Annotated in this window: 20 protein-coding genes; 11 read left to right on the top strand and 9 right to left on the bottom strand. The window is 62.5% G+C overall.

Annotated features, from left to right (window positions below; genetic code table 11):
* Nucleotides 1-4 precede the first annotated feature (4 nt).
* Complete coding sequence (locus EET67_RS04145; RefSeq protein WP_128624957.1) at nt 5-916, bottom strand: LysR family transcriptional regulator; 912 nt, start codon at nt 914-916, stop codon at nt 5-7.
* Nucleotides 917-1,164: 248 nt separating this feature from the next.
* Here EET67_RS04145 and EET67_RS04140 point away from each other — a divergent pair, with 248 nt between their 5' ends.
* From EET67_RS04140 to EET67_RS04115, 6 genes are read left to right on the top strand one after another with little or no spacing between them, the layout of a single operon-like run.
* Nucleotides 1,165-2,373 carry an ABC transporter substrate-binding protein gene (locus tag EET67_RS04140; RefSeq protein WP_128624956.1) on the top strand — a complete coding sequence of 403 codons (1,209 nt, stop codon included), beginning with the start codon at nt 1,165-1,167 and terminating at the stop codon, nt 2,371-2,373.
* 20 nt (nt 2,374-2,393) lie between these two features.
* Nucleotides 2,394-3,173, top strand: coding sequence for an ABC transporter ATP-binding protein (locus EET67_RS04135; RefSeq protein WP_128624955.1), 780 nt, complete (start codon nt 2,394-2,396; stop codon nt 3,171-3,173).
* Entirely contained in the window at nt 3,166-3,876 is a 711-nt protein-coding gene (locus tag EET67_RS04130) for an ABC transporter ATP-binding protein (protein WP_128624954.1), read from the top strand. Before EET67_RS04135 ends, EET67_RS04130 begins: the two co-directional genes overlap by 8 nt.
* Before the next feature lie 7 nt (nt 3,877-3,883).
* Nucleotides 3,884-4,771 carry a branched-chain amino acid ABC transporter permease gene (locus tag EET67_RS04125; protein WP_128624953.1) on the top strand — a complete coding sequence of 296 codons (888 nt, stop codon included), beginning with the start codon at nt 3,884-3,886 and terminating at the stop codon, nt 4,769-4,771.
* Between the two features lie 2 nt (nt 4,772-4,773).
* Nucleotides 4,774-5,754, top strand: a complete 981-nt coding sequence (locus EET67_RS04120) for a branched-chain amino acid ABC transporter permease (protein ID WP_128624952.1) — start codon at nt 4,774-4,776, stop codon at nt 5,752-5,754.
* Between the two features lie 6 nt (nt 5,755-5,760).
* Nucleotides 5,761-7,356, top strand: coding sequence for a GMC family oxidoreductase (locus tag EET67_RS04115; protein ID WP_128624951.1), 1,596 nt, complete (start codon nt 5,761-5,763; stop codon nt 7,354-7,356).
* A 4-nt stretch (nt 7,357-7,360) separates the two neighbouring features.
* On the opposite strand, the gene EET67_RS25535 is transcribed toward EET67_RS04115, so the two are convergent.
* Complete coding sequence (locus EET67_RS25535; RefSeq protein ID WP_165899782.1) at nt 7,361-7,525, bottom strand: hypothetical protein; 165 nt, start codon at nt 7,523-7,525, stop codon at nt 7,361-7,363.
* A 482-nt stretch (nt 7,526-8,007) separates the two neighbouring features.
* On the opposite strand from EET67_RS25535, the gene EET67_RS04110 reads away from it, so the two are divergent.
* The 5 genes from EET67_RS04110 (at nt 8,008) to EET67_RS04090 (ending at nt 10,870) form a co-directional block, all read left to right on the top strand.
* Entirely contained in the window at nt 8,008-8,250 is a 243-nt protein-coding gene (locus tag EET67_RS04110) for a DUF2249 domain-containing protein (protein WP_128624950.1), read from the top strand.
* A gap of 57 nt (nt 8,251-8,307) precedes the next feature.
* A complete protein-coding gene (locus EET67_RS04105) occupies nt 8,308-9,663 on the top strand; it encodes a hypothetical protein (protein ID WP_128624949.1) in 1,356 nt (451 codons plus the stop codon).
* 22 nt (nt 9,664-9,685) lie between these two features.
* Nucleotides 9,686-10,210, top strand: a complete 525-nt coding sequence (locus EET67_RS04100) for a DUF2249 domain-containing protein (protein ID WP_128624948.1) — start codon at nt 9,686-9,688, stop codon at nt 10,208-10,210.
* A gap of 2 nt (nt 10,211-10,212) precedes the next feature.
* Entirely contained in the window at nt 10,213-10,533 is a 321-nt protein-coding gene (locus EET67_RS04095; RefSeq protein ID WP_128624947.1) for a metal-sulfur cluster assembly factor, read from the top strand.
* Nucleotides 10,534-10,603: 70 nt separating this feature from the next.
* Nucleotides 10,604-10,870, top strand: a complete 267-nt coding sequence (locus EET67_RS04090; protein WP_245450721.1) for a hypothetical protein — start codon at nt 10,604-10,606, stop codon at nt 10,868-10,870.
* Here the strand turns inward: EET67_RS04090 and EET67_RS04085 are convergent.
* Genes EET67_RS04085 through kdpF form a run of 7 tightly spaced genes read right to left on the bottom strand, consistent with a single transcriptional unit; the run spans nt 10,830 to nt 19,192 of the window.
* The gene (locus EET67_RS04085) at nt 10,830-11,519 is read right to left on the bottom strand and encodes a response regulator (protein ID WP_128624946.1); all 690 of its coding nucleotides are present in this window, start codon (nt 11,517-11,519) and stop codon (nt 10,830-10,832) included. The two genes, EET67_RS04090 and EET67_RS04085, sit on opposite strands and share 41 nt — an antisense overlap.
* Nucleotides 11,516-14,212, bottom strand: coding sequence for a sensor histidine kinase (locus EET67_RS04080; protein ID WP_128624945.1), 2,697 nt, complete (start codon nt 14,210-14,212; stop codon nt 11,516-11,518). Before EET67_RS04080 ends, EET67_RS04085 begins: the two co-directional genes overlap by 4 nt.
* Nucleotides 14,213-14,226: 14 nt before the next feature.
* Nucleotides 14,227-14,679, bottom strand: coding sequence for a PTS sugar transporter subunit IIA (locus tag EET67_RS04075; protein ID WP_128624944.1), 453 nt, complete (start codon nt 14,677-14,679; stop codon nt 14,227-14,229).
* 10 nt (nt 14,680-14,689) lie between these two features.
* Entirely contained in the window at nt 14,690-15,259 is a 570-nt protein-coding gene (gene kdpC / locus EET67_RS04070; protein WP_128624943.1) for a potassium-transporting ATPase subunit KdpC, read from the bottom strand.
* 11 nt (nt 15,260-15,270) lie between these two features.
* The gene (gene kdpB, locus EET67_RS04065) at nt 15,271-17,364 is read right to left on the bottom strand and encodes a potassium-transporting ATPase subunit KdpB (protein WP_128624942.1); all 2,094 of its coding nucleotides are present in this window, start codon (nt 17,362-17,364) and stop codon (nt 15,271-15,273) included.
* Nucleotides 17,365-17,389: 25 nt separating this feature from the next.
* A complete protein-coding gene (gene kdpA, locus EET67_RS04060; RefSeq protein WP_128624941.1) occupies nt 17,390-19,093 on the bottom strand; it encodes a potassium-transporting ATPase subunit KdpA in 1,704 nt (567 codons plus the stop codon).
* 9 nt (nt 19,094-19,102) lie between these two features.
* Nucleotides 19,103-19,192 (bottom strand): K(+)-transporting ATPase subunit F, encoded by a 90-nt coding sequence (gene kdpF, locus EET67_RS04055; RefSeq protein ID WP_128624940.1) that lies wholly within the window; start codon nt 19,190-19,192, stop codon nt 19,103-19,105.
* Nucleotides 19,193-19,200: the final 8 nt, after the last annotated feature.

The following is a 19,200-nucleotide window of genomic DNA, read 5'->3' as shown; positions in this document are numbered from 1 at the left end:
TCCATCATTTCCCGACGTGATGACCCAGGAAAAGATCGGCCGCGTCGGCAGCTTCCGTCTTGATGAAATCGGTGAGCGCACGGATGCGCGGCGTAGCCGCCAGGTCGCGGTGGCATACACACCAGTAGTCCCGGTCGAGAAAAACCTCCCCGGGGATCAGCGGGACCAGCTCCGGATAGGACGCGGCCATGAAATTGGGCAGCACGCACAACCCGATGCCGTTCAGCGTAGCCCGCAGCTGCGCATGGATGCTCGAACTTTGGTATGAGGCATGCAGACCGGGCAGGATTTCGCGGTGGTAATCCAGTCCCGGCGTGAAGATCATATCCTCTATATAACCGATCAGGCGATGGGCAAGAAAATCCTCCCGCCGTTCGATCGGCGGATGGCTGTTCAGATAGGAACGCGTTCCATACATGAACAGCCGATAGGTCGTGATCGGCTCATAGTGATAAAAATCCGTTCGCGGCGAGGTGAGCGTGATCGACATGTCCGCCTCGCGGCGTGACAGCGAAACGATCTGCTGGATGGTCACCATCTCGATCGACAGATTGGCATGCGCCCGCGCAAAGCGCGGCAGACGATCGGCCAGGAAGAAATTTCCAAAGCCTTCCAAAGTACTTAGCCGGACCACACCGGCGACCTGCGAGGCGCCGGTCGAGGCCTCGTTGCGGAAACTCGCCGTCTCCCGCTCGATCATCTCGGCGGATTCGACAAGCCGTTCGCCGACCGCCGTCAGCATGTAGCCTCGGGGATTGCGCTCGAACAGCTTGATCGACAGCGCCCGCTCCAACCGGTCGATGCGGCGCGACACCGTAGCGTGATTGGTGCGCAACTGGCGGGCGGCCGAGGAAAGCTGGCCGCTGCGTGCTACGGCGAGAAAGAACTGAAGGTCGTCCCAGGTGAAGCGGTGCATAGGATCTGTGCATTTTTGTACGTATCTTGTACGTAAATAAATATTCTCGCCAACACACGTCAATGTTACGGTTTTGAAATGTGCACTTTTAGGCGTGGCCCTCGGTCGCGCCTCTGCACTGTTTGGAGGTTTGTTGCACGCGGGAGCGAGGTGGCGCCTTCAGGAGGACGTTGTGATCGGCCGTTTTGAGCCGTCACAAAGCCTTGGGCATTCCGCTCGACGGCTGATCACATGGGAGGACATCAGCAGTGAAACTATTACATCTTGTTTCTGCGGCGCTTCTGGCCGCCACCGCCATCCCCGCTTCGGCGGCCGAAATCTCCGACGGCAAGGTCAAGATCGGCATCCTCAACGATCAGTCGGGCGTCTATGCCGATTTCGGCGGCAAATGGTCGTTTGAAGCCGCCAAGATGGCGGTCGAGGATTTTGGCGGCACCGTTCAGGGCGCCCCGATCGAGGTCATCACCGCCGATCACCAGAACAAGCCCGATATCGCCTCCAACATCGCCCGCCAGTGGTACGACACCGAGCAGGTCGATTCCATCATGGAACTGACCACCTCGTCGGTGGCGCTTGCTGTGCGCGGCATCTCCGTGGAAAAGAAGAAGATCGACCTCGTCACCGGCGCCGCGACCGCCGACCTTACAGGCAAGGCCTGCTCGCCCTATGGCTTCCACTGGGCCTACGACACCCATGCACTTGCGGTCGGCACCGGCGGCGCGCTGGTCAAGCAGGGCGGCGACACCTGGTTCTTCCTGACTGCCGACTATGCATTCGGCTATTCATTGGAGGAGCAGACCTCCAACTTCGTGAAATCGCAGGGCGGCCAGGTCCTCGGCGCTGTGCGTCATCCGCTCGGCACGACGGATTATTCCTCCTTCCTGCTGCAGGCGCAGTCCTCCGGCGCCAAGGTCGTCGGCTTGGCCAATGCCGGCCTCGACACCGCAAATGCCATCAAGCAGGCGGCAGAATTCGGTATCGTCGCGGGTGGCCAGCGCATGGCAGCACTTCTCTTCACGCTGGCCGAAGTCCATGGTCTCGGACTGGAAGCCGCACAGGGTCTGACGCTCACGGAAAGCTTCTATTGGGACCGCGACGACCAATCGCGCGAGTTCTCCAAGCGTTTCTTCGACAAGACCGGCCGCATGCCGAACATGATCCAGGCCGCGACCTATTCGGGCGTCCTGCAATATCTGAAGGCCATCGACAAGGCCGGAACCGACGAGACCGAGGCCGTCGCCAAGCTGATGCATGAAATGCCGGTGGAAGACGTGTTCGCGCGCGGCGGCAAGGTCGGTGCGAACGGACGTCTCATTTCCGATCTCTATCTGATGGAAGTGAAGAAGCCGTCGGAAAGCACGCAGCCTTGGGATTACTACAAGGTTCTGGCCACGGTGCCCGGCGAAGAAGCCTATATCAAGCCCGAGGAAAGCGGCTGCCCGCTGGTTAGCCAGTGAGCGTAGAGGCTTACGCAGCCGTGCCCGCGACCCCTGCGCATGAAACCGAACCACGGGTGGTGCTTTCCGCCCGTGGCCTGCGCCGGGAGTTCGCAGGTTTCGTGGCCGTCAACAATGTCGATCTCGATGTCCACCATGGCAAGATCCACGCCCTGATCGGCCCCAACGGGGCCGGCAAGACGACGGTTTTCAATCTGCTGACCAAGTTCCTGCCGCCAACCAATGGCCGCATCGAATTGCTCGGCAGGGACATCACCTATACCTCGCCGGCCAAGGTTGCACGGCTAGGCCTGGTACGGTCCTTCCAGATCTCGGCGATCTTTCCCTATCTGACCGTGCTCGACAATGTGCGGGTGGCATTGCAACGGCCCAATGGGCTTGGCGTGCAGTTCTGGCGTTCGCTTTCCGCTCTCGACAGGCTGACGCCGCGTGCCGAGGAACTGCTTGAGACGGTCGGGCTCGAAAACGCCCGCGACAGTCTGGCCGGCGATCTGTCCTATGGGCGCAAGCGCGTGCTGGAAATCGCAACCACGCTGGCGCTCGATCCCAAGGTTCTCCTTCTCGACGAGCCGATGGCCGGCATGGGCCAGGAAGATGTCGGCACCGTTTCCAACATCATCCGCTCGGTGGCGCGTGATCGCGCCGTGCTTATGGTGGAGCACAATCTGACCGTGGTCGCTGATCTTTGTGACTGGATCACCGTCCTGCAGCGCGGCGAGATCCTCGCGGCTGGCGATTATGCGACCGTCAGCAGCGATGAGCGTGTCAAAATCGCCTATATGGGGACGGAACATGAATAGGGCCGAGCCGCTTCTGTCCGTCCGCGATCTCAATGCGTGGTACGGCGAAAGCCATGCGCTGCATGGCGTGAACCTCGAAGTCTTCAAGGGCGAGACGGTGACGCTTCTAGGCCGCAACGGCGTCGGCAAGACGACGACGCTGCGTGCCATAATGGGCCTCATCCGCAAGCGCACAGGCCAGATCACCTTCGACGGCAAGGACCTGATGCATCTGCCGCTCCACCGCACCGCCCATGCCGGCATCGGCTACGTGCCGGAGGAACGCGGGATCTTCGCCACATTGACGGTCGATGAGAACCTGATCCTTCCCCCTGTCGTTGCCGATGGCGGCATGAGCGTGGAGGAAATCTTCGAGCTTTTTCCCAATCTAAAGGAACGCCGCAACAGCCAGGGCACTAAGCTCTCGGGCGGCGAGCAGCAGATGCTGGCCATGGCGCGCATGCTGCGGACCGGGGTCAAGGTTCTGCTGCTCGACGAGCCGACGGAGGGGCTGGCGCCGGTTATCGTCCAGCGCATCGGCGAGTTGCTGGCGACCTTGAAAAAGCGCGGCATGACGATCCTGCTGGTGGAGCAGAATTTCCGCTTCGCCAGCCGCATCGCCGATCGTTTCTATCTGATGGAGCATGGCAAGGTCATGGCGCAGTTCCCGGTAGGCGAACTGCCGGATCGCATGAACCTGCTCCACGACGTTCTGGGGGTATGACCCGGCCATGACGATGATCTTCGGAATTCCAATCCAGGCCTTCCTCGGCCAGTTGCTGGTAGGCCTGATCAACGGGTCCTTCTATGCCATGCTGAGCCTTGGCCTTGCCATCATCTTCGGCCTGTTGCGCGTCATCAATTTCGCGCATGGGGCCCAATATATGCTCGGCGCCTTTGTCGGCTATCTCCTGCTTGCCCATCTCGGCATCGGCTACTGGCCGGCACTGATCATAGCGCCGCTCATCGTCGGCATCATCGGCATCGTCATCGAACGTCTGGCGCTGGCCCGGCTCTACGACATCGATCCGCTCTATGGCCTGCTTTTCACCTTCGGCCTCGCCTTGGTGATCGAGGGCATCTTCCGCTATTATTTCGGCGTTTCAGGCAATCCCTATACCGTCCCGCCATTGCTGGCAGGCGGCACCAATCTCGGCTTCATGTTCCTGCCGGTCTATCGCGGCTTCGTCGTCGTAGCCTCGCTGATCGTCTGCCTGGGCACATGGCTTGCCATCGAAAAAACCCGGCTGGGCTCCTATCTGCGTGCCGCAACCGAAAATCCGCGGCTGGTGCAGGCTTTCGGCGTCAATGTTCCCCTACTGCTGACGCTCACCTATGGGCTCGGCTCCGCTCTGGCCGGGCTTGCCGGCATCCTGGCGGCACCCGTCTATCAGGTCAGCCCGCTGATGGGCTCCAACCTCATCATCGTCGTCTTCGCGGTGGTCGTGGTCGGTGGCATGGGGTCGATCCTCGGCGCGATCGTCACCGGCTACATGCTTGGGCTCGCGGAAGGATTGACCAAGGTGTTTTATCCTGAAGCCTCCAACATCGTCATCTTCGTCATCATGGCGATCGTACTTCTGGTCCGGCCAGCCGGGCTCTTCGGAAAGGATGCGTGAACATGGCCGAACTCACGCTTAGCGAGGCGCGCGTAAAGACCTCGGGACGGCTCGAATGGGTTCTGGTGGCGCTGGGCATTCTCGGCCTGGTGGCCGCGCCCTTCGTCATCTACCCGATCTTCATGATGAAGATGCTGTGTTTTGCGCTGTTTGCCTGCGCCTTCAACCTGCTGCTCGGCTATACCGGCCTGCTCTCCTTCGGCCATGCCGCATTCTTCGGCGGGGCCTCCTATTTCACCGCCCACGCCGTGAAAGTATGGGGCTGGTCACCTGAAGCGGGCATCATTCTCGGTGTCGTCGGCGCGGCGATCCTCGGCCTGGTGATGGGCTTCTTCGCCATTCGCCGCCAGGGCATCTATTTTGCCATGATCACGCTGGCGCTGGCGCAGATGTTCTTCTTTTTCTGCGTGCAGGCATCCTTCACCGGCGGCGAGGACGGCATCCAGGGCGTGCCACGCGGCATGCTCTTCGGCCTTGTCGACCTGCATGTGCCGCTGAACATCTATTATTTCGTGCTGGCGGTATTCCTGATCGGCGTCTTCATCATCTGGCGCATCGTCAACTCGCCCTTCGGCATGATCCTGCGCTCGATCCGTGAAAACGAGAACCGGGCTACTTCGCTCGGTTACACCGTCGCCAATTACAAGCTTGCGGCCTTCGTCATGTCGGCAGCCCTTTCGGGTCTTGCAGGCTCGCTCAAGGCCATCGTGTTCCAGTTCGCGACGCTAACCGACGTCGCCTGGCAGATGTCGGGCGAGGTCATCCTGATGACGCTGCTTGGCGGCATCGGCACCATGGTCGGGCCGATCATCGGCGCAGGCCTCGTGGTCGGGCTGCAGAACACGCTGGCCACTTCCGATTTTCCGGTGACCATCGCCACCGGCCTGATCTTCATGGTCTGCGTGCTGATCTTCCGGCGTGGCATCGTCGGCGAAATCTATGCGCGGCTTCTCACTCCGGCAGCGCGGGCTGCGAAAGACTGAATTAAAATGGACGCTGAATTCGACTACGTCGTCGTGGGCGCCGGCACGGCCGGCTGCCTATTGGCCAACCGTCTCTCCAGGGACCCCAACGTCACCGTGCTTCTGCTGGAGGCCGGCGGGCGCGACAATTACCACTGGATCCACATACCGGTTGGCTACCTCTACTGCATCGCCAACCCACGCACGGATTGGTGCTTCAGCACCGATGCCGAGCCTGGCCTCAACGGGCGCTCGCTGGCCTATCCGCGCGGCAAGGTGCTTGGCGGCTGCTCCTCAATCAATGGCATGATCTATATGCGCGGCCAGGCACGCGACTATGATCTGTGGCGGCAGAAAGGCTGCGTCGGCTGGGGCTGGGACGATGTGCTGCCCTATTTCCGCAGGTCTGAGGACTATTTTGCCGGCGCCGACGAGATGCATGGGGCCGGTGGCGAGTGGCGGGTCGAGGAAATGCGTGTCCATTGGGACATTCTCGACGCCTTCCAGGCCGCAGCCGAAGCCGCTGGCATCCCCCGCACCCGGGACTTCAATCGTGGCAGCAATGAAGGGTCCTCCTATTTCAAGGTCAATCAGCGCGGCGGCGTCCGGGTCAACAGCTCCAAGGCATTTCTGCGGCCGGCAGCCGGGCGCAAGAATCTCAAGGTCGAAACCGGCGCGCATGCCCGCCGCTTGCTGATCGAGAACCTGACTGCGCGTGGCGTGGAATTCGTGCAGGGCGACACCAAGCGCACCGTGCGGGCTCGTCGCGAAGTCATCCTCGCCGCTGGCTCGGTCGGCTCTCCCCACCTGCTCGAGCTTTCCGGGGTGGGACCGGGGACGGTGTTGCAGGAGGCAGGCATCCCCGTCGTCCTCGACCGGCCTGAGGTCGGCGAGAACCTGCAGGACCATTTGCAGCTGCGGCTGGCCTACAAGGTGTCGGGCATCCGCACACTCAACGAGCAGGCGAGCCGGTTGTTCGGCAAGATGGCGATCGGGCTGGAATATCTTCTGAAGCGCTCCGGGCCGATGGCGATGGCGCCGAGCCAGCTCGGCATCTTCACCCGCTCGTCACCTTCCTACGACACGCCGAACCTGCAATATCACATCCAGCCGCTCAGCCTGGAGAAGTTCGGCGACGCGGTGCACCCCTTCCCCGCCTTCACCGCCAGCGTGTGCAATCTGCGCCCGGAAAGCCGGGGATCGATACACGCGCAGAGCGCCGATTTCCGCAAGCAGCCGGCGATCCGCCCCAACTATCTTTCCTCCGAAACCGACAGGCTGGTCGCAGCCGACTCCATCAAGCTGACCCGGCATATCGTCGATCAGGCGCCGCTCAAGCCCTATAAGCCGGAAGAATTCAAGCCCGGCCCGGACTACCGGACGGAACAGGATCTGGTGCGGGCCGCTGGCGAGATCGGCACCACGATCTTCCATCCTGTCGGCACCTGTCGCATGGGTCCCGACCCCGATTCCGTCGTTGACGAGAAGCTCAATGTCCGGGGCATTGCAGGGCTGCGCATTGCCGACGCCTCGATCATGCCCAACATCACCTCCGGCAACACCAATACGCCGACCCTGATGATTGCGGAGAAGGCGGCGGATATGATCTTGGCGGGCCGCTGATCCGTTATCCGGTCGTCTTGCCGCCAAGCAGGATGAGCACACTGGCAATGGCAGCGCCTGCCGCCAGCCCTATCGTCAAACCGGAATCGGGATTGCCGGCGGCGGCTCCCACCGCCGTGCCGCCGAGCGCGCATAACGCTAGGCAGAGCACAAACGGCAGCGGCTTCATGGCCTTGCCTCCCGCTTTTTCCGCCTGGCCGGCTGTCGACGCCCTGCCTTCGACGACGACGCCGGAAGCACGGCCGGAGTTTCGAGATTCTCCTGGATGATCCGACGCACCGCATAGGCCGCCAAGGCGAGAAACAACAGCCGCATCCTCATCATCTCCTTGTGGAAGTATCCAAGCCTGCCGGATCGCCAGCTTCGATGTGCAGAAAACGCTTGAAACGCGTTCCTCTTTGCTAAGCCCCAAGACGCCGAAAAGTTCCGTGCCAAGCCTGACGATTCCGGCGCGAACCGGGTCAGCAGCCGGAGCAGGAACCGGCGCTCGGATCAGGGGCTGGACACCAAGGCGCGCACAAATCTCAGCCTTCCCTTAAAAGATATATTGTAGATATATCTTTTATCTGCTACTTGAAACCCGCAGCGGGACACCGGGCTCGATCGAGCGCGTGCTGGTCATCCGCGGTTGCGATCTCAAGGAGCAAATCCATGTCCTCGGAAAACACTGTCGATGTCCGCACGCTCGTGCCGGCACAGCGCCATGCGAAGATCTTCCAACTCGTCAATGAACTGGCCGCCGGCTCGTCCTTCGTGCTGGTCAATGACCACGACCCGAAGCCGCTTTATTACCAGCTCGAGGCGGAGTATCCGAAACAGTTCTCCTGGACCTATCTCGAACGCGGGCCCGAAGTGTGGCGCGTGGAAATCGGCAAGCTCCAGCAGGCAGCCTAAGCCGCCTGCTCCGGATCGTTACGCAAGCGATACGGTTCTGAACAAAGGAGCACTACGTTGATCGGCGCCTCGCTTTCCCGCTGGACGATGTCCTATTTCGCCGCGGCGATTGTTGCCCTCATTACGGCACTCGGCCTGATGACGGCTGGTTATGGCTATCCCCATGCGCCGGTCGACGCCCCGCCCACCCTCATCATCGTGCATCTCGTAGCCATCGGCTGGCTGAGCCTGCTGATGTGCGGTGCGCTCTTCCAGTTCGTGCCGGTATTGATTGCCCGCCCGCTCGCCAATGAACAGCTCCCGCTGCCGGCATTGATTTGCCTGTTGCTCGGACTTTTCTCGCTGCTGTGCGGCTTCTTGTGGCTGGATGGCGGCATCGACACCACCCTGCCTTTCTTTCCCATGGCCGCAACGCTTCTCGGCCTCGGCTTTGCGCTGGTCGTGTGGGGCCTTGCCCACACCCTTCTCACCGGCCGCCCGCTGCCATTGTCGGCCCGTTTCGTTGCTGTCGCACTGGCCGGCGTGGCCTTGACCGCCACGCTCGGCATCATCTTTGCCCTGGTTCGCGGCGGGATCGTCGCCGAGCCGCATCTGGTCGATCTCACGGTCGCAGGTGTTCCTATCCATGCGATAGCCGGCCTCGGCGGCTGGCTCACTTTTGCCGCCATGGGAGTGAGCTACCGCTTGCTCGCCATGTTCATGCTGGCACCCGAACTCGACCGACGCGGCAGCCGCCTGGCGCTGCATCTGGGGAGTTGCGCGCTTGCCCTTGCCATCATCGGCGGCGCGGTGGCCATCTGCCTGGAGTGGAGCCGCAACCTCATGCTGCTCGCCGCCGGCCTGCCTGGCCTTGCAGCCCTCGCCTTCTATGGGCGCGACATGCTTCATCTCTACCGCGCCCGCAAGCGGCGCATCATTGAGCTCAACGCCCGCATGGCGACCTTCGCCTTCGCCTCGCTCGGCCTGGCGGTGATGCTCGTCATCGCACTGCTCGCCCTTGGGAGGTTGCAGGAGCAGGTGGCGGCAGTCGTCTTTCTTGTCGCCTTCGGCTGGCTGTCGGGACTGGGGCTCGGCAAGCTCTACAAGATCGTCGCCTTCCTGACGTGGCTCGAATGCTACGGCCCTGTCCTGGGCAAGAAGCCGACGCCACGCGTGCAGGACCTCGTCATCGAGAAACGGGCGCAAAAATGGTTCTATCTCTATTTTATCGCCGTCTGGCTCGGCACCGCCGCCCTCCTCTGGGGCCGCCCGCTTGTCTTCCAAACAATGACACTTGCCATGCTGGTCGCTACGCTCGGCATTGTCGTGCAACTCGTCCGCATTCGCCGGCTTGCCGACGTAAAGGTTGACGACCGCTTCCCCGCCGATACGCGCCGGCCCGCATTGCTGCACGCTGCCGTCCAGGGAATCTGAACCGAAAGAGGATGATGCAATCATGACGACGACATTCGTGGATCTCGACGTCCGGCCGCTGCTGTCTGCCGGCGAAGAACCCTTCGGCAAGATCATGGAGACCGTCTCGGCGCTCGGCGAGGGCGAAGGGCTTCGACTGCTGGCGACATTCAAGCCGATCCCCCTGTTCTCCGTCCTGGGTTCGAAAGGGTTTTCCTACGAGGCGCGCGAGATCGGCGGCGGTGACTGGGAGGTTCTGTTCACGCCGGCTGGAACTGCCCAGCCGGAGGAAACGCCTGCCCCGCTGCCCGCGTCCAAAGACGAAGAATGGCCGCAGCCGGCCCGCCACATGGACAATCGCGAACTGGACCCGCCCGAGCCGATGGTGCGCATCCTCGCGGCCGTAGAAGAGATGAACCCCGGCGAGGTGCTGTCGGCGCTGCTGTGCCGCGAGCCGATCTTCCTCCTGCCTGAACTCGCCAAGCGCGGCCATCGCTGGCAGGGCGCATTCGAGCCCGATGGCACGACCTACCGGCTTCTCGTGCGCATCGAGGCCAAGGAGGCTTGAAGATGACCGTCGAGGAGACGGACGAACTCGTCCACAAGGTCAGGGAGGCGTTGCGCCTCGTGATCGATCCCGAACTCGGCGACAACATCATCGAGCTCGGCCTGGTTTATTATGTCGGCGTCCAGGAAGGCGGCGTGGCCAGCATCGTCATGACCACGACGACGCGCGGATGTCCGGCCACGAACTATCTCAAGAACGGCGCCCGCGACGGCGCATGGGCCGTTCCGGGGATCGAGTTCGTGGACGTCAGCCTCACCTATGAGCCGCAATGGACCCCGCAGATGATGACGCCGGAAGCCAGGACACGCCTGGGCATCGCCTGAAGCATGAGACAAGCGGGTGCCGGCCTTCGGAAAAGGTTGCGCTCCAACAAGCAGAGCAAGGAAGCAACAAGTGAGTTGCAGCATCCACGGCCATGGGCGCGAAGCAAGGCAGCCGCCGCCGGACAATCCCATGGCCGACATACTGCTTGAAAGCGTAGCGGCGCTGGCCGCCTGCGGCGAGGTCGACAAGGCCTGTCGCCTGGCCGGCCGCGCCTATGTCGCCCTGCGGCAAACCGAACCCTGGACGGCCCGGCGCTTCGACGTCCTGTTGCACCGCCTGTCACGCCTGATCGAAATCACTCCGCCCTCAGCCGATAGCCGACCCCCGTCTCCGTGAGGATATGGCGCGGCTGCTCCGGGTCGGCTTCGATCTTCTGCCTGAGCTGGCGGATATAGATGCGCAGATACTGGACGTCCGTCTCGCCGCCCCAGACCTCGTTCAGCAGCATACGATGGGTCAGGACCTTGCCGGCATGCGCGACCAGCACGCGCAAAATGTCGTATTCCTTCGGCGACAGCTTCACCTCGACGTCCCGCACCCGCACGATGCGGCGAACCAGATCGACGCAGAGATCACCGCTGCGAAACAGCGGAAGTTCGCCTTGCCGCTGAAGACGATGGCGCAGCGCGGTTCTTATTCTGGCCAGCAATTCGTCGGTGCCGAAGGGCTTGGTCACATAATCATCGGCGCCGAGATCGAGCGCTTCCACCTTGCCCGGCTCGTCAGCGCGGCTGGACAAAACCAGGATCGGCACCGAGGAGCCCTGGTTCCGCAGCTCGCGGATCAACTCACTCCCTTCAATGTCGGGCAAGCCGAGGTCAAGAATGACCAGGTCAGGCTCGGCTCGCTCGATTTCGGCGAGCGCGCTGCGACCTGTTGCTGCCTCCGTCACCAAAAAGCCTTGTGAGGCGAGACTGGTGCGCAGCAGGCGGCGGATCGGCGGCTCGTCTTCGACGATCAGGACTCTTGTGGCACTACCGTTCATGCTGCTTCCGTTTCCGGCTGCTCGGCTGGCACGGGCAGCGTGATGGTGAACACCGCTCCGGACCGGTCGCTTCGGTTGGCAACTTCGATCAGGCCACCCATCGCTTCAACGAAGCCGCGGCAAATAGCAAGTCCAAGGCCGGTTCCAGCTCGCTGACTGTCGCTTTTGCGAACGCGATAGAATTTGTCGAATATGCGTGGCAGGTCCTCTTTCGGGATACCATCGCCTTCATCGAGCACCTGAAGGTGCACCGCTGTCCCGTCGCTCCAGCTCTGGATGCGTATGGTCGAGTTCGGTGGCGCGTATTTGGAGGCGTTGTCGAGCAGGTTGAACAGCACCTGCTCAAACAATACCGCATCAAGCTTCACCATCGGCAGATCGGCCGCAATGCGGCGCTCGATACGATGGCCCGCAAGGATTTTCTCAGCCCGTCGCAGCGCGCTCGCCACGATCTCGCCGATATAGAGGAGGCTCATATTCGGTGCGATCGCCCCGGATTCCAGGCGCGTCATATCGAGTAGGTTGGCGATGAAGCGGTTGAGCCGCTCGGACTCCTCCTGAATGGTCGACAGCAGCTCCTCCCTGTCGGTGGCGCTCAGCCCGGATAGGGTTCTGAGGCTTGCCGCCGCCCCGAGAATCGAGGCGAGCGGTGTACGCAGGTCATGCGAGATGGAGGTAAGCAAGGCGGACCGCAGGCGATCCTTCTCGGCTGCGCGTTCCGCCCTGTCGACATCCTCGGCCAGGTTGACCCGCTCGATCGCCAGCGCCGCCTGATCGGTCAGCGCATCGAGGAGCCGCCTCTGGTCCGGGTCGAGGATCGGTCCCGTCTTGTCGCTGTCGATGCCGATGACGGCGACCGGCCCGCGGCCCGTCCGCATCGGCAGGAACAGGCGTCGTGCGCCCGGAAGCGTGTCGGCGCCGCGTCCGGCCGGCTTGTTGCTCTCCCAGCACCATTTCGCTGCCGCGAGGTCCGCCTCCTCGGCCACATCTTCGGGCGGCCATGCGGCCTTGAGGGCAAGCGGACCATTGTCAGGAAGGAAAAGGACCACCCTGACCTGCAACATCGACGCCACTTGGGAGGCCGTCACCCACAGCAGATCGTCGAGTGACGCGATACCGGCAAGTTTGCGGCTGAACAGGTAAAGGTCCTCGGTCGTCTTGGCCCGCCTGCGCGCGACCATGGCCTGCCGCCTGACATTGGCCGTCAGGTTGCTCGCAATCAGCGCCACCACAAGAAAGAAGAAAAGCGCCACCACATTCTCTGGGTCGCTGATCGTGAAGGTGTAGAGCGGCGGGAGGAAAAAGAAGTTGAAGGCAAGCACGCTAAGGGCGCTGACGAACAGCGCCGGCCAAAGACCGTAGGCGACGGCACTCACGAGAACGGAAGCGAAAAAGACCAGGGCGACATTCTGGACCTCGAGAATCCGGGTGAGAACCAGGCCGACGCCAAGTGCTGCTCCCACCAGGCCGGTGCTGACCAGATAGGACCATGGATCGCCGCTGGTGGACACCGGCCGGGTCGCAACGGTCTTGGCACCGATCTGTTCATGTTCCTGTCCCGTGACGACATGCACGGCGATATTTCCGGCGGATCGGACAAGTTCGTAGGTGACCGACCCGAAGAACATCTCGTAAAGGCGCGAGCGCTTGGTGCGGCCAATGACCAGATGGCTGAAATTATTGGCTTCCGCATAGCGCAGAATATCATTCGCCAGTTCACCTCCGGGAATTGTGACCGCTTCACCGCCGAGCCTTTCGGCCAGCCGCATGGCGTCGGCGATGCGGTCGCGCTCCGCTTCCGAAAGACGCAGCGCATGCTGCGTCTCGACATAGAGCGCCACCCAGGGAGCACGGAGCCGCTCGGCAAGCCGCCGCGCATAGCGCAGCAGGGCCGCGGCCTTGGGATGCTCGTTGATCACCACGAGGACGCGGTCGCCCGCCGCCCACGGCCCCGAGATCGCATGCGCCTGCATATGGGTGAGGAGTTGCTGGTCGACGCGTTGGGCAGTGCGTCGCAGGGCCAGTTCACGAAGCGCGGTGAGGTTGCCCGGCGAGAAATAATGGGTCAGGGCGCGATGCGCGGTCTTTGGCACATAGACCTTGCCCTCTTTCAGCCGCTGGATGAGGTCGCCCGGCGTGATGTCGATGACTTCGATCTCGTCGGCCTGGTCCACAAAAGCATCGGGTACGGTCTCGCGCACCCGGATTCGCGTGATTTGGGCGACGACGTCGTTCAGGCTTTCGAGATGCTGGATGTTGACCGTGGTGTAGACATCGATGCCGGCGGCCAGCAGATCCTCGACATCCATGTGCCGCTTGGGATGCCGGCCTCCAGCGGCATTGGTATGCGCGAGTTCGTCGACCAGGACGAGTTGCGGTGCCCGTTGGAGGATCGCTTCGAGATCCATCTCCTCCAGCGTGCGTCCCTTGTAATCGACACGCTTGCGCGGAATGACCTCGAACCCTTCGACCAGCGCCTGCGTCTCCTCGCGCCCATGGGTCTCGACGATGCCGATCGCCACGTCGACGCCGTCGCGCCGGCGTGCGGCGGCGCTCAGCAGCATCTCATAGGTCTTTCCGACGCCAGGCGCTGCCCCAAGGAAGATTTTCAGGCGGCCGCGCGTTTCCCGTGCGGCCTCTTCGAGAAGAGCTTCGGGGGACGGACGCTTGTCCTGCATGGACTGGTCGGACATGGCTTGGCCCAGGCTCAGCCTGCCTCAATCAGGCCGGCGTAAAGATCGGCCGCGTTCCTCGCTTGCCGCAGCTTTGCCAAGGTATCCGAATTTCGCAAGCTGCGACAGGCTCCGGCCAGGGCCTTCAACGGCTCCACCGTCGCGCCGTAATTGCCCACGATCGCGCAGACCAGATCGACGGGCTGACCGTCATTGGCGTCGAAATCCACCGGCTGAGCCAATCGCATGAAAACCATATATGTGTTGCCGAGATCGTGGATGCGGGCGTGCGGCACCGCCGCTCCTCGTCCGAACCCGGTGGAGCCGAGGTTCTCGCGATCGAGCAGCGCCCTGAATATCTCCGCTTCCGTCAACCCGGAGGACGCGGCCAGCATTTTCGCAGCCTCCAGGAAGACCTGCTTCTTGCTTGCCGCCTTCACGCCGACGGCCACGTTTTCGGGTCGGAGCAAACTGCCTATTTTCAGCATTGTCAGGACCTCATCGCGCCGTTTCTGCATCGAGTGCCAGGTTCAGGATAAGAACGTTCACTTTGGCTTCGCCGAATAGCCCCAGCGTCCGGTCTTCGATATGAGCTGCAACGATCTCGCGCAGCCGTTCTTCGGCAATGCCGCGCGCCCGCGCGACCCGCGGCACCTGGAACAGCGCCGCTTGCGGCGAGATATGCGGATCGAGGCCGCTGCCGGAGGTGGCGACCAGATCGACAGGGATCGGCATCGACGGGTTCTGGCTCTTCAGCCCTGCCGCGTCGGCGGTGACCCGCTCGATCAGCTTCTGGCTGGTCGGGCCAAGATTGGAGCCGCCCGAGGCGGCCGCATCATAGCCGCTACCGGCAGCAGAAGGACGTGGATGGAAATATCGCTCGCCAGCAAATGATTGTCCGATGAGCGTGGAGCCGATCACCTTGCCATCACGTTCGATCAGGCTGCCATTGGCTTGGTTCGGAAAGACCGTTTGCGCAATGCCCGTCACCGCAAGCGGATAGGCAAGCCCGGTGATCAGGGTCAGCGCGGTCATCATGATGAGTGCGGGGCGAAGCTCAGCCAGCATGGTCTTGGTCCTTATGCGAGCCCGATGGTGGTGATCAGAAGGTCGATCGCCTTGATGCCGATGAACGGGATGACGACGCCGCCGAGGCCGTAGAGGAGGAGATTGCGGCGCAGCAGCGCGGCGGCACCGATGGCGCGATACCGGACCCCTTTCAGGGCAAGCGGGATCAACGCGATGATGATGAGCGCGTTGAAGATTATAGCGGAGAGGATCGCGCTTTCCGGAGTTTCGAGCCGCATCACATTGAGCGTCTGGAGCTGCGGGTAGAAGGCGACGAACATCGCCGGGATGATCGCGAAATATTTGGCAACGTCATTGGCGATGGAAAATGTGGTCAGCGAACCGCGCGTCATCAGAAGCTGCTTTCCGATCTCGACGATCTCGATGAGCTTGGTCGGGTCACTGTCGAGGTCGACCATGTTGCCCGCTTCGCGCGCGGCCACCGTACCGGTGTTCATGGCAACGCCCACATCGGCCTGGGCGAGCGCGGGTGCGTCATTGGTGCCGTCGCCGCACATGGCGACCAGCTTGCCCAGCGCCTGCTCATTTCGGATCAGCTGAAGCTTGTTTTCAGGCGTTGCCTGGGCGAGGAAGTCGTCGACGCCTGCCTCGGCGGCGATAGCCGCGGCCGTCATCGGGTTGTCGCCGGTGATCATCACCGTGCGGATGCCCATGCGCCGGAGTTCGGCGAAGCGCTCGCGGATGCCGCCTTTGACCACGTCCTTCAGGTGGATGACGCCGAGCAGCCGCCCGTCGCGTGTGACTGCAAGAGGGGTGCCTCCTGCCTTGGCGATGCGCTCGGCAATGGCCTGCATTTCACGCACGCTCTCGGCATTGACGCCCGGACGGAGCAACCGCAGCTCGCCGCCCCGAGTGCTGGAAGCCGGCGCACCCACATGAGCAAGCACGGCATCGATCGCGCCCTTGCGGATCGAACTTCCCTCCACATCCACGCCGCTCATCCGGCTTTGTGCGGTAAACGGCACGAAATGGGCGTGCAACTGTCCCATGTCGCGCCCGCGAATGCCGTATTTCTCCTTGGCAAGCACGACGATGGAGCGGCCTTCGGGTGTTTCATCAGCCAGCGAGGCAAGCTGCGCTGCATCGGCCAGGTCACGCTCGTCAACCCCGCGCAGCGCCAGGAACTCCGTCGCCTGTCGATTGCCGAGCGTGATCGTACCGGTCTTGTCGAGAAGCAGCGTGTCAATATCGCCTGCGGCCTCCACGGCCCGGCCGGACATGGCGAGCACGTTGAAGCGGACGAGCCTGTCCATGCCGGCAATGCCGATCGCCGACAACAGCGCGCCGATTGTTGTCGGAATGAGCGTCACGAACAGGGCTGCCAGCACCACGACGGAAACCGTGCCGCCTGCATAGGATGCGAAACTCGGGATGGTAGCGACCGCCAGCACGAAGATGAGGGTCATGCCGGCAAGCAGAATGTTCAGCGCGATCTCGTTTGGCGTCTTCTGGCGCTGCGCCCCCTCCACCAGGCTGATCATGTGGTCGAGGAAGGTCGAGCCGGCGGCAGCCGTGATGCGCACCTTGATCTGGTCGGAAAGGACCTGGGTGCCGCCGGTGACCGCCGATCGGTCGCCGCCAGCCTCGCGAATGACGGGTGCCGATTCGCCGGTGATGGCGGCCTCGTTGACGGAAGCGACCCCTTCGATCACCTCGCCATCGGAGGGAATGATGTCCCCGGCCTCCACCACGACGACGTCTCCGACCTTGAGGCTGGTGGCCGGAACCAGTTCGTAGGTCGTATGCCTGTCGGGCGACAGAAGCTTGGCATCGGTTTCGGTGCGCGTGCGGCGCAGCGCGTCCGCCTGGGCCTTGCCGCGTCCCTCGGCGACAGCCTCGGCGAAATTGGCAAACAGAAGCGTAAACCAGAGCCACAGCACGATCTGGAAGGAGAAGCCGAGCTTATCTCCCCCGAACCCGAGATCACGCAGCAGAAGCACCGTAGCCAATATGGCAACGGCCTCGACCACGAACATCACCGGATTGCGCAATTGCCGACGCGGATCGAGCTTGGCGACGGCCGAGCTGACTGCGGGCCAAAGGATTTCGTTGCTGAAGACGTCGATCTTTACGGAGCGAGCCATGGCTGATTCCTCGAAACGCAGGGTCTCAGAACGTCTGACCGGCCAGCATCGCCAGCTGTTCGACGATCGGACCAAGTGCCAGAGCCGGAAGGAAGGTAAGGCCGCCGACGATGAGCACCACACCGGTCAGAAGCCCGACGAAGAGACCGCTATCGGTAGGAAGGGTGCCGACCGATGCCGGGACGGTCTTCTTGGCGGCGAGCGAGCCGGCGATTGCCAATACCGGCACGATGATCAGGAAGCGGCCCATCAGCATGGCAAGGCTGATCGTCAGATTGTACCAGAGCGTATTGGCTGAGAGCCCTGCAAAAGCGCTGCCATTGTTGGCCGCGCCCGAAGTGTAGGCGTAGAGGACCTCGGAAAAGCCGTGCGGCCCTTGATTGGCAAGCGAGGCGAGAGCCGTCGGGAGCACAACCGCCATGGCGCTGAAGCCGAGCATGGCCAATGGCAGCGACAGGATGGCGAGCATCGTCATCTTGACTTCCCTGGCCTCGATTTTCTTGCCGAGATATTCGGGCGTGCGGCCGACCATCAGGCCTGCGATGAAGATCGCGAGGATGACAAAGAGCAGCATGCCGTAGAGCCCGGCGCCGACGCCGCCGATGATCACCTCGCCGAGTTGCATGTTGATCAGCGGAATCATGCCGCCAAGCGGCATGAAACTGTCATGCATGGCGTTGACCGCGCCGCAGGATGCGGCCGTGGTGATGACCGCAAACAGCGCCGACAGCGCGACCCCGAAGCGCACCTCCTTGCCTTCCATATTGCCGCCATCGATGCCCAAGGCGGCAAAGGCCGGGTTGCCGGCGGCTTCGGCCCAATAGGCCACCGCCACGCCAGCAATGAACAGGATGCCCATGGCGGCGAGGATTGCCCAGCCCTGCCGCTGGTTGCCGACCATGCGGCCGAACACATTGGTCAGTGCCGCACCGATGGCGAAAATCGACACCATCTGCACAAGATTGGTGATCGCGTTCGGATTCTCGAACGGATGTGCAGAGTTGGCGTTGAAGAAACCGCCGCCATTGGTGCCGAGCATCTTGATCGCAAGCTGCGAGGCGACCGGGCCAACGGCGATGGTCTGTTTGCCGCCCTCGAGCGTCGTGGCATCCACATAGGCGGAAAGCGTTTGCGGCACGCCCTGGAATACGAGGAACAACGCATAGACCAGCGAGATCGGCAGCAGGATGTAGAGCGTGCCGCGCACAAGGTCGACCCAGAAATTGCCGACGACGCGGGCCGAGGCACGCGAGAAGCCGCGAATCAGCGCCATGGCGACGGCAATGCCGGTGGCGGCAGAAACGAAATTCTGCACGGTCAGCCCGGCCATCTGCACCAGATAGCCCATCGTGCTTTCGCCGCCATAGCCCTGCCAGTTGGTGTTGGTGACGAAGCTGACGGCGGTATTGAAGGAGGAATCCGGGGCAACAGCGCCCAAGCCCATCGGATTGAGGGGCAAAAGACCCTGGAGGCGCTGCAGCAGGAAGAGCAGAAGGAACCCGGCAGCATTGAAGAACAGCAGCGCCACGGCATAGGTGAGCCAGTGCTGCTCCCGGCGCTCATCGACGCCGGCGATCGCGTAGAGTCCGCGCTCGACCGGGATCAGGACGGGCGAAAGCAGCGTGCGCTCACCTTCGAACACGCGTGCCATGTACCAGCCGAGCGGCTTTACCAGAGCGACCACGATCGCGCAGAAGATCAGGATTTGAATCCAGCCATTGATGGTCATCGCAAAGCCTCAGAACCGTTCGGGCCGAATGAGCGCGTAGACGAGGTAGCCAAGGATTAGGGCAGCCATGATGCCGCCCAGCGCATAGTCGAAAACCATCGTCGGTT

Source organism: Borborobacter arsenicus, assembly GCF_003934165.1.
In the GTDB taxonomy this organism is placed as follows: domain Bacteria; phylum Pseudomonadota; class Alphaproteobacteria; order Rhizobiales; family Rhizobiaceae; genus Pseudaminobacter; species Pseudaminobacter arsenicus.
Note: the sequence above shows the minus strand (reverse complement) of the source record. Positions and strands in the feature narration are given on the sequence as shown.

What these genes read in the sequence shown, in the direction of transcription:
- EET67_RS04145 (WP_128624957.1), bottom strand. Translation starts at nt 916, where the DNA reads ATGCACCGCTTCACCTGGGACGACCTTCAGTTCTTTCTCGCCGTAGCA.
- EET67_RS04130 (WP_128624954.1), top strand. Translation starts at nt 3,166, where the DNA reads ATGAATAGGGCCGAGCCGCTTCTGTCCGTCCGCGATCTCAATGCGTGG.
- EET67_RS04125 (WP_128624953.1), top strand. Translation starts at nt 3,884, where the DNA reads ATGACGATGATCTTCGGAATTCCAATCCAGGCCTTCCTCGGCCAGTTG.
- EET67_RS04120 (WP_128624952.1), top strand. Translation starts at nt 4,774, where the DNA reads ATGGCCGAACTCACGCTTAGCGAGGCGCGCGTAAAGACCTCGGGACGG.
- EET67_RS04115 (WP_128624951.1), top strand. Translation starts at nt 5,761, where the DNA reads ATGGACGCTGAATTCGACTACGTCGTCGTGGGCGCCGGCACGGCCGGC.
- EET67_RS25535 (WP_165899782.1), bottom strand. Translation starts at nt 7,525, where the DNA reads ATGAAGCCGCTGCCGTTTGTGCTCTGCCTAGCGTTATGCGCGCTCGGC.
- EET67_RS04110 (WP_128624950.1), top strand. Translation starts at nt 8,008, where the DNA reads ATGTCCTCGGAAAACACTGTCGATGTCCGCACGCTCGTGCCGGCACAG.
- EET67_RS04100 (WP_128624948.1), top strand. Translation starts at nt 9,686, where the DNA reads ATGACGACGACATTCGTGGATCTCGACGTCCGGCCGCTGCTGTCTGCC.
- EET67_RS04095 (WP_128624947.1), top strand. Translation starts at nt 10,213, where the DNA reads ATGACCGTCGAGGAGACGGACGAACTCGTCCACAAGGTCAGGGAGGCG.
- EET67_RS04085 (WP_128624946.1), bottom strand. Translation starts at nt 11,519, where the DNA reads ATGAACGGTAGTGCCACAAGAGTCCTGATCGTCGAAGACGAGCCGCCG.
- EET67_RS04080 (WP_128624945.1), bottom strand. Translation starts at nt 14,212, where the DNA reads ATGTCCGACCAGTCCATGCAGGACAAGCGTCCGTCCCCCGAAGCTCTT.
- EET67_RS04075 (WP_128624944.1), bottom strand. Translation starts at nt 14,679, where the DNA reads ATGCTGAAAATAGGCAGTTTGCTCCGACCCGAAAACGTGGCCGTCGGC.
- kdpC (WP_128624943.1), bottom strand. Translation starts at nt 15,259, where the DNA reads ATGCTGGCTGAGCTTCGCCCCGCACTCATCATGATGACCGCGCTGACC.
- kdpB (WP_128624942.1), bottom strand. Translation starts at nt 17,364, where the DNA reads ATGGCTCGCTCCGTAAAGATCGACGTCTTCAGCAACGAAATCCTTTGG.
- kdpA (WP_128624941.1), bottom strand. Translation starts at nt 19,093, where the DNA reads ATGACCATCAATGGCTGGATTCAAATCCTGATCTTCTGCGCGATCGTG.
- kdpF (WP_128624940.1), bottom strand. Translation starts at nt 19,192, where the DNA reads ATGGTTTTCGACTATGCGCTGGGCGGCATCATGGCTGCCCTAATCCTT.